We start from the raw sequence: 13,555 nt of genomic DNA on the forward strand, positions 1-13,555 counted from the left end.
GTCCTACCCCCGGCTCAGCCCGCCACCGGGCTCGCCGCGGCCGGCACCGCACCCGCGCCGGCGTCCCCGCCGGCGGTCACGTCGGGGGCGACCGCGCCGGCCAACCCGCCCAGCAGCGCACCCAGCGGCGCGTCCACCCGCAGCGACGCGTACCCGTCGCCGCGGGTCGGGCCCTGGTTGACGATCGCCACCGGGAGACCCTGCCTCGCCGCCGCCAGCACGAACCGCCGCCCCGACATCACCGTCAACGACGACCCGAGCACCAGCAGCGCCCGCGCCCCGCCGACCAGGTCGAAACACCGCGACACGCGCGCCGCGGGCACCGTCTCACCGAAGAACACCACGTCCGGCTTGAGCATCCCGGTGCCGCAGAACGTGCAGTCCACCATCCGGAACCCGGCCACCTGCCCGTCGTCGAGGTCCACGTCGCCGTCCGGGTTGACCGTCACCGCGGCCACGTCGAAGTCGGGGTTGGCCTCCCGCAGGCGCCGGTCCAGCTCCTCCCGGGAGGTGCGGTTGCCGCAGTCCAGACAGACCACCTCGTCGAGGCGCCCGTGCAGCTCCACCACCGGCGCGCTGCCCGCCGCGGTGTGCAACCCGTCGACGTTCTGGGTGATCACCGCGTCGACCAGGCCGGCGGCCTGCAGGCGGGCCACCGCCCGGTGCCCGCCGTTCGGGGCGGCCCTGGCGATGGTCCGCCACCCCAGGTGGCTGCGCGCCCAGTAGCGGCGCCGCGCCACCGGATCACCGGTGAACGTCTGATACGTCATCGGGGTGTGCCGGCGGGCCGCCCCGCTGGGCCCCCGGTAGTCGGGGATGCCCGACTCGGTGGACAGGCCCGCCCCGCTGAGCACCACCACACCACCGGCGGCCACCAGCCGGTGCAGGGCGTCGATCGTCTCGGTCACCCGTCCATGCTGCCTCGCCCCACCCCCGCCCGGCGACCGCGCACCGGTGACCCTCGTCGCCGCCGACCGGCCCCGCGGACCCGCCCACGGCACTAGGTTGCAGGTATGCGCGTCGTCATCGCCGGAGGGCACGGCAAGATCGCCCGGCTGCTGGAACGGGAACTGACCGGCCGCGGCGCCACCGCCGTCGGCCTGATCCGCAACCTCGACCACGCCGCGGCGCTGCGCGCCGCCGGCGCCCTGCCCGTCGCCTGCGACCTGGAACGCGCCGGCGTCGAGGAGGTCGCCGGGCACCTGGGCGGCGCGGACGCGGTGGTCTTCGCCGCCGGCGCCGGCCCGGGCAGTAGCGCCGCGCGCAAGGACACCGTCGACCGGGCCGCCGCCGTGCTGCTCGCCGACGCCGCCCAGGCCGCCGGGGTACGCCGCTACCTGCTGGTCTCCTCGATGGGCGTGGACCAGCCACCGGCCGCCGGCACCGACGAGGTGTGGGCGGCGTACCTCGCGGCCAAGAAGGCCGCCGAGGACGACATCCGCGGCCGGGACCTCGACGCGACCGTCCTGCGCCCCGGCCGGCTGACCGACGACCCGCCCACCGGGCGGATCACCCTCGCCCCGCACGTGCCGCCCGGCGCCGTCACCCGCGCCGACGTCGCCCGGGTCCTCGTCGCCCTGCTGCACCACCCCGGCACCGCCGGCGCCGTCCTGGAACTCACCGACGGTGACACCTCGATCGCCGACGCCGTCGCCGCCGCCGACACGCCCTGAACCACACCGGCCCGACGGAAGCCGACCGCGGCGGGGCGACGGTGGGCGTCAGCCGCCGAGGACACCGCGCAGCTGCGCCGCCGCGCCACCGGCCGCCGCGGCGTCCGCGCGCAGCTGGTCCGACTGGGCGGTGAGGTACTGCTGCCAGCGGTCCAGCTGCTGCTGGGCGGCCGCCACCGCGGCCAACGCCGCCGCGTGCCGCTCCTCCAACTGCTGCAACTTGCGCTGCAACTCGTGCACCCCCGGACCGCCGACCGGCGGCAGCGGACCCGACCCGCCCAGCACACCACCGTTGAGCAGCCCGTTGGACGCCGGCGCGCTCATCTCACCGGCACGCCGGTGCGCCTCGGCGAGGATCTCGTCGGCCTGCCGCCGGGCGTCGGAGATGATCTCCGCGCCCTCCGCGCTGGCCTCACCGATGGTGCGGTTCGCCTCGTCCTGCGCCCGCATCGCCAGCTCCACCGTCATCGGGTCCGGACCCGACGGCGCGGTGTTCGACGGCAGGGTGCCGTGCCGCAGCATCTCCACCTGGCTCAGCAGGCCCTGGTTCTCCCGCTTCTGCCGCTCCAACTCCGCGGCCAGCAGGGAGATCCGGTCGTCGGCGGACCGGACGACCTCGCTGACCTCCTCCGCGGCCAACCAGTGACTGCCCCGGAACCGGCGGGCCTCCAACATGGCCAGCGCACGGGCCGTCTCACCCTGGTCCACCAGACCGGGCATGCTGATCCGATGGTCGGAGTGATGGTCGATGCTCATCGGGCACCTGTCCAACTGAAGTCGCGCGGGGCAGCGGCGCCGGCCTCGGCGAGGGGCGGGTAGAGGGAGTGATCGTAGCTCTCCGTCAGAATCTGCTCAGGCTGCACACCCGACCGCGCCAGTATCGTGATCGTCTCCCGGGTCATCTCCGGGCTACCGCACACCAGGATCTCCGTGTCCGTCCACGGCCCCAACCGCACCGCCGTGTCCCCCGCCTTGCCGATGGCGCCCTGCCAACCCCACCCGGTCTCCACCGTCGGCACGTACCGCAGCCAACCCGCCGCGCCGTTCTGCCACGCCTGCGCCGGCGGCATCGACGCCAACTGCGCCAACGCCTGGTCGTCGTACAGGTCGTCGGGGGTGCGACCCCCCACCACCAGCGTCGTGCGCCGCCCCGAGCCCTGCTGCAACGCCTCCACCACCGCCCGCAACGGCGCCAGGCCCGTACCCCCGGCCACCAGCAGCAACGGCAACTGCGGCGACCGGTCGTACGACGACAGCGCCGTGCCCACCGGATGACCCAGCAACAGCCGGTCCCCGGCCCGCAACTTACGCACCAGATGGGTGGAGAACCGGCCGGTGGCCCGCACGTGGAAGTCGATGGTGCCGTCCGCGCGCGGCGCGTTCGCCGGCGACAGGTACCGCCACGTCCGCAGCTCCGGCACCTGCACCGGCAGCGACTGCCCCGGCAGGTAGTTGCACAGGTAGTTCGGGCGCACCGTGAACACCGACACGTCGGAGCGACGCCGCTCCACACCCAGCACGTCGGCCTCCCAGTACGGCGGCGACGAGCGCTCCGCCTCGGCCGCGCCGGTGAGCATCAACTTCGCCACCACCTCGTACGCCGCCGCCCACTCCGCCTTCAACGACGGCGTCCAGTACGGGCCGAGGAACCGCTCCAGGGTGGCCAGCAACGCCTGACCCACCCAGATGTAGTGCCGCTCCCCCATCGCCACGTGCCGGCCCTGCTGGTCCTGCCCGTGGAACCGCCGGTGGTCGGCACCCAACCGGTGCGCGAACGCCGTCAACGCACCGGGATCGTCCAGATTGGTGATGATGTGACCCAACGCCTTGAGGAGCTTGTCCTCCTGGTACTGCATGTTCGTCGGGAACATCGAACGGGTCTCCGGAGCGACCACGAACAACGTCGCGTAGAAGTACTTCGACGCTTCCGCGCCGGCGGCGGAGAACTGGCTCCAACTCTGCCGCAGGGCCGCGCTGTCCATCGTCAGTCCTCCTGCTTACGGGCGATCGCGTGACGCTCCCGCAGAGTCAACCCCATCGCGCCGTCGGCGGCGTAGGCGCGGTCCCCCTGCCACAGGTTCGGGTTCGGCACCCGGGTGTCGTAGTAGCGGTGGTGCACCGCGTGCAACGCCGCCCACCCGACACTGCCGTTGAGCCACGACCAGTCCGCGTACACCGCCCGACCCGCCCGCTCCTCCTGCCCGCAGAACTTCATGAACAGCTCCGACTCGGTGTGCGGATCCGACACCCGCACGCCGGCCGCCTTGAACGAGTGCAGCACCGCCTGGTTGATGACCAGCACCGCGTGCTCCCGCCACAGGGTGTCCTCCCGGCTGGTGTCCAACCCCAACGCCGTCGCCACCACGTGCAACTGGTCGTACCGACCCGGGTCGCCCATGTTGCGGGTCCCGATCTCGTCGGACAGGTAGTGACCGTTGAACGGCGCGCAGCTGTAGTCCACCCCACCGACCCGCAGCCGCATGTTGCTGATCACCGGCAGGGCGTGCCAACGCAGCATCAGATCCGCGAACCACGGATGGTCCGGATGCGACAGCGCCACCTCCCGCACCAGCTCACGCGGCACCTCCACCACCGACGGGTCCTCCGTGGCCGTCTCGATCACCCACGGCAGCGGATCGAACCGCCCCGGCACCGGCGGCGGCCGCCACCCCAACCGCAGCGCCGCCTCCGTCATCTCCACCTGCGCCGGATCACCCAGCACCGAACCGTCGGGCTGCCGGTGACCGCAGTACCGGATCAACTGGTCGTTCCAGATCCGCGCCCGCGGCCCCACCCCCGGCCGGTCCGGCGCGAACACCGTCATCACCGACTGGATCCGCCCACCGTTGTCCCCGGTGGCCAGGTGCGCCGCCAGCTCCTTGGCGATCCCCGCCGCCGTCGTGACGTGCCGCCGGTCGCGGACCTTCAACCCCGCCCACCGCACCCGACCCACACAGCGCACCGAGTTGCGCCACGCCACCTTCGCCCCGTACACCAGCTCCTCACGGGTGTGCCGGTACGAGCCGGTCAGCGCGATCTCCTCGCCGACCTGCTCCAACCGCTGCGCCAACCCCGGCAGCTTGCGTTCGGTGTGGAACAGACCCAGGAACTCCTCGGCCTCCGCGGCGACGTCCGCGCCGCCCTCCGGCGCCACCTCGACGTCACCCGCCGGGTCCCGCGGGGTCACCGCACCGGTCACCGGACAGGTCGTCGTGGCATGGTCTGCGACAGCACTGCCGGCCCTCACGGGACGCAGGCCGACATGGTGGTCAGTGTGCACTTCGGCTCGTTTCCCCGTCCTCCGGCAGGCGGCGGCGCGACTGCCACGCCGTCCCCAACTCGGCCCCACCATCCACACGACCATCACTCACAGTGACAAATCGCTCTCAGTGGTGATCACCCAGCACAGGATTCCTGCCCACAGGAAAACTGTCAACAAGCCGATTCCACCCGGGATAGTCCATAAGGGACCACACCGGTCCGTGCCCATACGACAGTGCCGCGGCCCACCCGGACCGCGGCACCCCGAAAAACCCGATCAACCAGCCCGACGCCGCGCCCGCCGCGCCGCCAGCTCGTCGCCCACCGGCTCCGCACCGACCACCGGCTCCGCACCCACCGCCGCAGCCGGCTCCGCCGGCAGATGCGACAACGAACCCTGGATCTCCTTGAACGCACCACCGATCGCGATGCCGAACACGCCCTGCCCACCCTGCAACAGGTCGACCACCTCCTCCGGCGACCGGCACTCGTACACCGTCGTCCCGTCGGAGATCAACGTGATGCCCGCCAGATCATCCACCCCACGCGACCGCAACGCCTCGATCGCCTTACGGATGTTCTGCAACGACACCCCGGCATCCAACAACCGCTTCACGACCTTCAACACCACCAGGTCGCGGAACGAGTACAACCGGGACGTCCCCGAACCCGACGCGTCCCGCACACTCGGCACCACCAACGACGTACGCGCCCAGTAATCCAACTGCCGGTAACTGATACCCACCGCGTGACACGCCGTCACACCCCGGTACCCCACCGAACCGTCACCATCGGTTGCCGACCCCGGCGGGACCAACCCCGCACCCTGCTGCTGCGTACCCGGCTCGGGATCTCGCGGCTCGTGCATCCGGACAACCTCCCCGCCCGTGCGGCGACACGCCGTTTCCGCGACGCGCGCCCCTCGACACGGCAACCCTATAGCGCCATGGAAGGGATACCACGCAGGAACCGTCGCGACACGCCGCCGCGAAGATCACCAACCGCGACCGGAACACCCACAGTCACAGCTTGTGACAACCAACCCGGACGGCCCACCACACCCGGGCCACCGGATCAACCCGCGAAATCCTCCGGCCGCACCTGCTCCAGGAACTCCCGGAACTTCTCGACCTCGTCCTCCTGCTCATCGGGAATCACGATCCCCGCCTCACTGAGGACCTGCTCCGCACAACGAATCGGAGCACCAACCCGCAACGCCAACGCGATCGAATCACTCGGCCGGGCCGACACCCGCACCCCGTCCCCGAGCAACAGATCAGCGTAGAAGACGTTCTCCTTCAACTCGGTGATCTCCACCGCCCGCAACGGCGCACCCAACGCCACCAGCACATCCCGCAGAAGATCATGAGTCAACGGCCGCGCCGGCTTCACACCCTGCTGCTCATAGGCAATCGCCGTCGCCTCGACCGCGCCGATCCAGATCGGCAGATAGCGGTCCCCCTCGACCTCCCGCAGCAGGACGATCGGCTGGTTGCTGGGCAACTCCACCCGAACTCCGACCACGCTCAGCTCGCGCACCGCCGCCTCCGTGTCGTCGTCGCCTACGCACCGCGCCCTTCCCTGCACGGTACACGGACCGCGACACGGTCGTCCCATGCGCTCACCTGCACCACGCGCCGCCGGAAAGGGGTTACCCCGGCAAGCCTACGACACGCTCCCCGGAACAGATCTCGCACCGCCCGCCCCGACCCACCAGACACCGAACGGGCGCCGGCGGCCCCAGCCACCGACGCCCGTCGACACACACCTCACCGGCCCAACGTCGACCGCAACCCCACCCGCACCAACGCGGCATGCAACTGCTGCGACAACGCCACCAACTCCCGCGCCGTTTCCGCCGCCCGCGCCTGCGCCGCAGGATCCGACTGCCGCATCAACGGCGCCACCAACTGCGCGAACAGACCGACCTCCCGATCCGCCGCCGTCCGGTAACCCCGCAGATGCCGCGGCTCCAACCCGTACGCCGCCAGACCCGCCACCGCCCGCGCGATGATCAGCGCATCACCGTCGTACCAACCCGGCGGATCCGACACCAGCACGCCGAGCCGCTCCAACTCCACCAACGTCGACTCGGCGACCCCACTACGCGCGATCAGATCCACCCGCGAAAGCCGCACCTGAGACGACTCGGCAGGCTCCTCCGCACCACGCCCCGGAACCTCACCACCGGGACCCACCGCCACCAACGTCGGCCGCTGCCGACCCGGCGGAGCACCATCACCGGCGTCCCACTGCGCCAACTGGTCCCGGATCACCCGCAACGGAAGATACTGATCCCGCTGCGCAGCCAACACGAACCGCAGCCGGGCCACATCGTCCCAGCTGTACTTCCGGTAACCCGCCGCCGTCCGCTGCGGTTCCACCAGACCCTCGGCCTCGAGAAACCGCAACTTCGAAATGGTGGTGTCCGGAAAATCCACCCGCAACTGAGCCAGCACCTCGCCGATACTCATCAGCGGTTGGGACCGTGCCGCCCCGGGCGGCGTCGAAGCCGCAGGCTCGTTCACCCCCGGCCGGCCTCCTCCTCCGGGCGCGGACCGGCGATGAACACCACCCGGAACTTACCGATCTGCCCCTCGTCACCATTGCTCAACGTGGCCGCCTCGACCCGCTCCCGGTTCACGTACGTGCCGTTCAGGCTGCCCACGTCGCGCACCGTGAACGTGCCACCATCCCGGTGGAACTCGGCGTGCCGCCGTGACACCGTCACATCGTCGAGGAAGATGTCACTGTCCGGATGCCGTCCACTGGTCGTCACATCGTGGTCCAACAGGAACCGGGCACCCGCATTCGGCCCACGACGCACCACCAGCAGCGCCATACCCGGCGGCAGCGAACCGGACATCCGGCTCGGCACCACATCGGTATCCGGACCCTCCAGCACTTCGTCGAGCGAACCGAGATTGAGCGTCGAAGTGACGTCGAGCGGGGGGAACTCGTCGCCTGGGCGCGTCATGGGACCACCTCACGGATCAGATCGGTCAGCGTCGGGCAATGGCGGGTCTGGCCGCCGGGCAATCCACAGACCCAGCGGCTGGCTCCCCGTGCCAGGGAAGGCAAACACCACGAACGCTCAACTATTGGGTTCTCGGTCGACTGGGCGAGCCTAGCCAGCGCCGAAATGCAGGGCAACCGGACGCGCGGAACCAACCCACGCCCCGGCCAGGACAACTCAGCTCTCGACGAGCTCGCGGTACGCGCCGGCGGTCAACAGAGAATCCAGCACCGCCGGATCCTCGACCGCGATCTCCACCAACCAACCCGCACCGTACGGATCAGTGTTGATCACCTCAGGCGTGTCAGCCAACGCCTCGTTGCGCGCCGCCACCGTGCCACTCACCGGCGCGTAGATCTCCGACACCGACTTCGTCGACTCGATCTCACCCAGCGACTCACCCGCCGCCACCACCGCGCCAGGCTCCGGCAGCTGGACATACACGATGTCACCCAGAGCATCCTGAGCGAAATGGGTGATACCGACCCGGACCGTACCGGCATCGCCACCCACCACCCACTCGTGCTCGGCGGTGTAACGCAGATCCTCAGGAATCACCAGACGCGTCCTTCATCCATCGAGGCACCGGAGAACCGGCGCGGCCGCGCCGGTCACGAGACCGGACGGGCGTGTTCCAGCTTCAACGGATCATGCAGCGCCGAAACCTCGACCGTCCCACGATCCTCGACGATCACGTTACCGCCGCCACCCTGAACCGACGCGACCACCCCGCCGGGAATGTTGAGCGCCGTACGCATCGTCGCCGGATCACCGATCACCGTGATCGTAAACGGACCCGACAATCGGCGCCCGTCCACCACCAGCCCACCGTTCTCCCCGTCCAGGAAATACGTCGACGCCACGATCCGCGCCGGCGTACCCCCGGCACCCGAGATCTGCATCGCCTCCGCACCCGCGCCCCGCAGCTCCTGCACCGCGTCCAGCACCCGGTTCGCCGTGATCTGACCAGTGCCAGGCTCGAAACTCACCGTCAGACCCGGACCCGTCGCCGGCAACGTCCCCGCCAGGATCCCCAGCTCGTCCGCCCGCCGCGTCGCCTCCTCCAACGCCGCCTTCCGACCCTGCTCACCCGAGCGCAACTGCCGCTGACTGTCCTCCAACGCCGCGATGTCCTGCCGCAGCCGCGTCTCCCGCTGCCCCAGGTCCGACAGGATCCGCACCAGGTCCTCCTGCCGGGTGGCCCCCGCCGCCGGATCCGTCGACGTCGTCCGCAACTGCACCACCAGCGTGAAGCCCAGCAACGCCAACAGCGCCGCGATCATCACCGATGCGCCGCTGACCCGCCCCCGGCCACCACCGGCCGCCCCGGCACCACCGGCCGCCGCAGCCTCGGTCGGCTGCCCGTCCGACGGCCCGTCGTCCACCGGCCGCTCGACCGGACCGGCCGGCTCCACCGGCGCCAACGGACTCAACTCGTCAGCATCCGGCGCCTCCGGCCGCGGATCCGGCTCACCCGCCGGCCCCTCCGGACGTGCCGGCTCCACCGGCTCCGGCCAACCGGTACCCGTGCCGCTGCGCTCGTCCTCGCTCATCCTCAAGAACCTACGCCCGGAACAGGTGACGACGGATCGCCGCCACGTTGCCGAAGATCCGCACACCCAGAACCACCACCACACCGGTCGACAACTGACCACCCACACCCAACTGGTCACCCAGATAGACGATCAGGCCAGCCACCAGCACATTCGAGATGAACGACACCACGAACTGCTTGTCGTCGAAGATCCGGTCCAGCTTCGCCCGCACCCCGCCGAACACCGCGTCCAACGCCGCCACCACGGCGATCGGCAGATACGGCTGCAACGCGACGGGCACCGTCGGGTCCAGGTACACCCCCAGCACCACACCGGCGAGCAACGCCAACACCGCGATCATCGGCCACCTCCGGAGGGGCTGGGCGAAACACCCGGACCGGACGGCCCGGGACTGGACGAACGACCACCGCCCGAGATCGAGGGACTCGGACTCACCGACGGCCTGGCGTAGCGTAGCTGCGGCTCCGCGGCAGCCGGCAGGCTGAGGCCCTCCGCCTCCCGCACCCCGAACGACAAACCGGTCTTCTTGGCCACCTCCTGCAACACCAGCGCCGCCCGACTGTCCCGGAACCGACGATCCATCGACCCCGGACCGATCGCCGACACCTCGTACGGCCCGGTCACCGGGCGGTAGTCCACCAGGATCGCGTCCCCCGCCGACCGGATCGTCGTCGTCGCCGTCAACCGCTGCCCGTTGATCGCGATCGCCTCCGCGCCCGCGCCCCACAGGTCGTTCGCCACCCGCTGAAGATCCAGGTACAACACCTGCGGCGGGCCCGCAGCCGCACCGGTCACCGCGTCGGTGTCCTGCACCGCATCGGCCAGCCGCACCACCACGCCGTCGCCGCGCACCCGACCCAGCCCGGTGCCCGCCTCCAGCTCCCGCAGCCGCGCCGCCTGCGAACCACCCAGCGCCGCGTCCCGCTGCCGGCCGACCTCCTCGCGCAACTGGTCCGCCCGCACCGACAACCGGTCGGTCTCACCGGCCCGCTCCCGGATCTGCTCCACCAGGCCCGCCCGGGTCTGGCTGCGTTCCGGCTCCGCCGCCGCGGTCTCCCGGTAGGCCACCGCGAACAGCACCCCGAGCGCCACCGTCACCAGCAGGCTCACCGCCCGCGCCGACACACCCCGCCAGCCACCCGCGGGTGACGAACCCTCGGCCGCGCGCCGCCGGGCGGCCGCCGCGTCGGCGTACCCCGGATCCAACGGGTTGCGGAACAACTCGGTCAGGAAGTCCGGCGCGTACACCCGCGTCGCCGGACCCCGGCCCTCCCCGGAGCCGTCGCTCACGCCGTCACCTTTCCGGAACCGTGCCGTACCGCCCGGACCAGGCGGCTCGCCTGCACCACGTACATCACCCCGGCCGCCCAGTACAGGACCAGCCCCCACCAGGCCAAGCCCCAACCGATCGCACCGGCCGCGGTCGCCGCCGCCGGCACCGAGGCCGCCACCAGCAGGATCGGGAACGCCGCCAACAGCAGGAAGGTCGCGGTCTTGCCCACGTAGTGCACCGGCGGTGGGCCGTACCCGTAGCGGCGCAGCACCGCCAGCGACCCGAGCAGCAGCAGTTCCCGCGCGAGCAGCGCGGCGGTGAACTGCCACGGCACCACCTCGCGGGCGGTGAACGCCAGCAGCGTGGCCAGGATGTAGAGCCGGTCGGCGAACGGGTCGAGCAGCTCCCCCAACCGGCTCACCTGGCCCAGGCGCCGGGCCACCCAGCCGTCCACCCAGTCGGTGGTGCCACCGATCGCCAGCACCACCACGGCGGCCACGTCCGCGCGGGCGACCAGGAAGAGCCAGAGGAAGAGCGGTACGCCCAGCAGGCGCACGAAGCTGATCAGATTGGGCAGGGTCAGGACCCGGTCCCGCGCGGCGGACGCCTGCGGCGCCGGGTACTCATCCCGAGCCTGTGGACGCGACACCGAACCTCCCCTCGCAGCACCCTCCGACGCCCGGCGTACCGGTCGCTGCGTGGGACATGCGCGTAAGCGGGCCGGTCGTCGTCCACCGGCACCCTCTGCGATCCCGAAACTGGGATCTCCCCCGGCGACCCGGCGACCGGAACGATCGCGGGTCGGTGATTTGCGTTGCCACTATATCGGGCTCACGTCCGCTCTCCCGGTCCCGCTTTGCCGGTGTCGGCGTCTGTCGTGGCTGATGTGCCGAGGGTCACCACCCGTAAGGCGTCCTAGGACACTAGTTGACGGCGCGACCGGGGTCGGACACGACGGGACGAAGCTCGCTCAGGCCGTGCGGGCCTGCGGATCGGCCTCCGCCGGGGCGCCCACCGGATTCAGCGCCGCCGCCTGCCCGAACGCCAACAGCGCCAGCAGCAGCTCGTGCTGCACCCGCGGCGGCATCCGGTCCAGCACCGCCTGCACGGCCTGGTGGCGGCGCTCCTTCAGCTCCCGCAACAGGGTCTCCGCCGCCGTGGTGGGAGTCAGCCGGACCTCGCGCCGGTCCCTCGGGTCGGCCACCCGGCGCAGCAGGCCGGTGGCCTCCAGCCGGTCGCAGAGCCGACTGGCCGACGAGGGCACGACGTCGAGCAGCTCGGCCAGCCGGTTGACGTTGATGTCGGGGCGGCTGCTGATCAGCGAGAGCACCCGCAGCTGGGTCGGCGACACCGGCACCGAGTGCCGCGAACCGGCCCCGTCGAGCACGCCGAGCAGCGCCTCGGCAGCAGCATCGATCGCCGCGGCTAGATTCGGAGGTCGTTCCACCCGATGTCCCCTGCGATCGTCACGCTCGTGTTCCGCTACCGGCCGGTTACCGCTGCCACCTCTGGTCCTGACCAGCGGAACCGCGCCAGTCCAGACAGACGACGACCGCGTCGTCGCGCAGGTCGGCGTCGGCGTGGTAGGCGTGCAGTTCGCGCATCACCGTACCAACTGCCTCGGCGGCCGGTTGCAGCCGAGTCGACCGCATCGCCCGCGCCATCGACCGGCGCCCGTACGGCTCGGCACCGTCCGGAGTGGCCGCGTACACCCCGTCGCTGACCACGAAGAGCCGGTCCCCCGGCTCCACCTGGAGTTCCTGGGCCGCGTACCGGGTCTCGGCGAACATCCCCAGCGGCAACTGCTGCTCCAACTCGATCCGGGTCACCGCCCCGGCGCGCAGTCGCATCAGGTGCGGCGAGCCGGCGTCCACCGCCCGGGCCCGGCCCGTCGCGGTGTCCAACTCCAGCAGCAGCGTCGGCACGTTCCGGCTCCCCCGGTGCTGGTAGAAGATGGTGTCCGAGGCCAGCTCGGCCTGCTCGACCAGGGTCCCGCCGGAACGGCGGGCGTTGCGCATCGCGTTCACCGTCACCGCGGTCAGCACCGACGACGCCAGGCCGGTGCCGGCGCCGTTGAGCACCGTCACGGTGAGCCGGTCACCGTCGACCGACCAGTCGAAGTGGTCACCGCCCACCGTGTACGCCGGCTCCAGCTGCCCGGCCAGCAGGAACGACCCGTGCGTGACGCTGCGTCCGGGCAGCAGGTCCCACTGCATCTCGGCGGCCATGCTGAGCCGCTCCCGCCGGCGTACCCGCCGGTAGCGGTCGGTCTCCCGGTCCGCCGCCCGCAACGCCACCGCCAGGTCCCCGGCGATGTCGACGGCGGCCTGCACGGTCGCGGCGTCCGGCGTACGCGGCAGCTCGATCAGCAGCACGCCGAGCCGCTCACCCCAGGTGGTCAACGGCAGGTAGAGCCGGCAGCGCCCCTGCTCGTCGGCGTCCTGGACCGCCTGCTGGCTGCTGAAGCAGCGCTGCGCCACCGTGTGGCAGGCCAGGAACCCGGCCGCGGGCAGCTCCGGGTCGAGCACCGGCCACAGGCCGGTGATGCGGTAGTCGGCGATGAACACGTCCGTCCGCGACGCGTCCAGCGCGGACCGGACGGCGCGGTCGGCGGCCTCCACCAACTGGTCGGGTGGAGCCTCGCGGAGAGCGCGCGACACCGGTCCGGGCGCGTGCGGCATGTCGTCCTCCGGGACAGATTCTTGCATCAGAGCAAGCATCATACGAAGCCTCCCCGACACCCTCGGCCGCCCCGTCCCGCACACCGGCGGGGCGG

At 71.5% G+C, this 13,555-nt stretch carries 16 protein-coding genes; 1 reads left to right on the forward strand and 15 read right to left on the reverse strand.

Annotation, left to right across the window (positions count from 1 at the left end):
- Positions 1-14 precede the first annotated feature (14 nt).
- Positions 15-908 carry an NAD-dependent protein deacetylase gene (locus GA0074704_RS17405; protein WP_088971482.1) on the reverse strand — a complete coding sequence of 298 codons (894 nt, stop codon included), beginning with the start codon at positions 906-908 and terminating at the stop codon, positions 15-17.
- Between the two features lie 105 nt (positions 909-1,013).
- On the opposite strand from GA0074704_RS17405, the gene GA0074704_RS17410 reads away from it, so the two are divergent.
- Positions 1,014-1,673: an NAD(P)H-binding protein gene (locus tag GA0074704_RS17410; protein ID WP_088971483.1), complete on the forward strand. Its 660-nt coding sequence runs from the start codon at positions 1,014-1,016 to the stop codon at positions 1,671-1,673.
- A 48-nt stretch (positions 1,674-1,721) separates the two neighbouring features.
- On the opposite strand, the gene GA0074704_RS17415 is transcribed toward GA0074704_RS17410, so the two are convergent.
- From GA0074704_RS17415 to GA0074704_RS17480, 14 genes are all read right to left on the reverse strand, one after another.
- On the reverse strand, positions 1,722-2,429 hold the full coding sequence (locus GA0074704_RS17415) for an SPFH domain-containing protein (RefSeq protein ID WP_231926506.1): 708 nt from the start codon (positions 2,427-2,429) through the stop codon (positions 1,722-1,724).
- Positions 2,426-3,655: a globin domain-containing protein gene (locus GA0074704_RS17420; RefSeq protein ID WP_088971485.1), complete on the reverse strand. Its 1,230-nt coding sequence runs from the start codon at positions 3,653-3,655 to the stop codon at positions 2,426-2,428. Before GA0074704_RS17420 ends, GA0074704_RS17415 begins: the two co-directional genes overlap by 4 nt.
- A 2-nt stretch (positions 3,656-3,657) precedes the next feature.
- A complete protein-coding gene (locus GA0074704_RS17425; protein WP_231926932.1) occupies positions 3,658-4,860 on the reverse strand; it encodes a nitric oxide synthase oxygenase in 1,203 nt (400 codons plus the stop codon).
- 351 nt (positions 4,861-5,211) lie between these two features.
- Complete coding sequence (locus tag GA0074704_RS17430) at positions 5,212-5,802, reverse strand: MerR family transcriptional regulator (protein ID WP_088971487.1); 591 nt, start codon at positions 5,800-5,802, stop codon at positions 5,212-5,214.
- Between the two features lie 206 nt (positions 5,803-6,008).
- Complete coding sequence (locus GA0074704_RS17435) at positions 6,009-6,473, reverse strand: bifunctional nuclease family protein (protein ID WP_088973764.1); 465 nt, start codon at positions 6,471-6,473, stop codon at positions 6,009-6,011.
- Positions 6,474-6,703: 230 nt separating this feature from the next.
- A complete protein-coding gene (gene ftsR / locus GA0074704_RS17440; RefSeq protein ID WP_172880925.1) occupies positions 6,704-7,408 on the reverse strand; it encodes a transcriptional regulator FtsR in 705 nt (234 codons plus the stop codon).
- Positions 7,409-7,458: 50 nt separating this feature from the next.
- Entirely contained in the window at positions 7,459-7,911 is a 453-nt protein-coding gene (odhI, locus tag GA0074704_RS17445; RefSeq protein WP_088971489.1) for an oxoglutarate dehydrogenase inhibitor Odhl, read from the reverse strand.
- Between the two features lie 216 nt (positions 7,912-8,127).
- Complete coding sequence (gcvH, locus tag GA0074704_RS17450; RefSeq protein WP_088971490.1) at positions 8,128-8,508, reverse strand: glycine cleavage system protein GcvH; 381 nt, start codon at positions 8,506-8,508, stop codon at positions 8,128-8,130.
- Between the two features lie 53 nt (positions 8,509-8,561).
- On the reverse strand, positions 8,562-9,503 hold the full coding sequence (locus tag GA0074704_RS17455) for a DUF881 domain-containing protein (RefSeq protein WP_088971491.1): 942 nt from the start codon (positions 9,501-9,503) through the stop codon (positions 8,562-8,564).
- A 10-nt stretch (positions 9,504-9,513) separates the two neighbouring features.
- Positions 9,514-9,846 carry a small basic family protein gene (locus GA0074704_RS17460; RefSeq protein ID WP_088971492.1) on the reverse strand — a complete coding sequence of 111 codons (333 nt, stop codon included), beginning with the start codon at positions 9,844-9,846 and terminating at the stop codon, positions 9,514-9,516.
- A complete protein-coding gene (locus tag GA0074704_RS17465; RefSeq protein ID WP_088971493.1) occupies positions 9,843-10,796 on the reverse strand; it encodes a DUF881 domain-containing protein in 954 nt (317 codons plus the stop codon). Before GA0074704_RS17465 ends, GA0074704_RS17460 begins: the two co-directional genes overlap by 4 nt.
- A complete protein-coding gene (locus GA0074704_RS17470; protein ID WP_088971494.1) occupies positions 10,793-11,428 on the reverse strand; it encodes a CDP-alcohol phosphatidyltransferase family protein in 636 nt (211 codons plus the stop codon). Before GA0074704_RS17470 ends, GA0074704_RS17465 begins: the two co-directional genes overlap by 4 nt.
- A gap of 321 nt (positions 11,429-11,749) precedes the next feature.
- Complete coding sequence (locus tag GA0074704_RS17475) at positions 11,750-12,226, reverse strand: MarR family transcriptional regulator (RefSeq protein WP_088971495.1); 477 nt, start codon at positions 12,224-12,226, stop codon at positions 11,750-11,752.
- 46 nt (positions 12,227-12,272) lie between these two features.
- On the reverse strand, positions 12,273-13,460 hold the full coding sequence (locus GA0074704_RS17480) for a PP2C family protein-serine/threonine phosphatase (RefSeq protein ID WP_088971496.1): 1,188 nt from the start codon (positions 13,458-13,460) through the stop codon (positions 12,273-12,275).
- Between the last annotated feature and the right edge of the window lie 95 nt (positions 13,461-13,555).

Source organism: Micromonospora siamensis, assembly GCF_900090305.1.
Taxonomy (GTDB): Bacteria; Actinomycetota; Actinomycetes; order Mycobacteriales; family Micromonosporaceae; genus Micromonospora; species Micromonospora siamensis.

Bases quoted from the DNA above. Each gene is read 5' to 3' on its own strand.
- GA0074704_RS17415 (WP_231926506.1), bottom strand. From the start codon at position 2,429: ATGAGCATCGACCATCACTCCGACCATCGGATCAGCATGCCCGGTCTG.
- GA0074704_RS17455 (WP_088971491.1), bottom strand. From the start codon at position 9,503: ATGAGCGAGGACGAGCGCAGCGGCACGGGTACCGGTTGGCCGGAGCCG.
- GA0074704_RS17420 (WP_088971485.1), bottom strand. From the start codon at position 3,655: ATGGACAGCGCGGCCCTGCGGCAGAGTTGGAGCCAGTTCTCCGCCGCC.
- GA0074704_RS17410 (WP_088971483.1), top strand. From the start codon at position 1,014: ATGCGCGTCGTCATCGCCGGAGGGCACGGCAAGATCGCCCGGCTGCTG.
- GA0074704_RS17430 (WP_088971487.1), bottom strand. From the start codon at position 5,802: ATGCACGAGCCGCGAGATCCCGAGCCGGGTACGCAGCAGCAGGGTGCG.
- GA0074704_RS17480 (WP_088971496.1), bottom strand. From the start codon at position 13,460: ATGCCGCACGCGCCCGGACCGGTGTCGCGCGCTCTCCGCGAGGCTCCA.
- GA0074704_RS17460 (WP_088971492.1), bottom strand. From the start codon at position 9,846: ATGATCGCGGTGTTGGCGTTGCTCGCCGGTGTGGTGCTGGGGGTGTAC.
- ftsR (WP_172880925.1), bottom strand. From the start codon at position 7,408: ATGAGTATCGGCGAGGTGCTGGCTCAGTTGCGGGTGGATTTTCCGGAC.
- odhI (WP_088971489.1), bottom strand. From the start codon at position 7,911: ATGACGCGCCCAGGCGACGAGTTCCCCCCGCTCGACGTCACTTCGACG.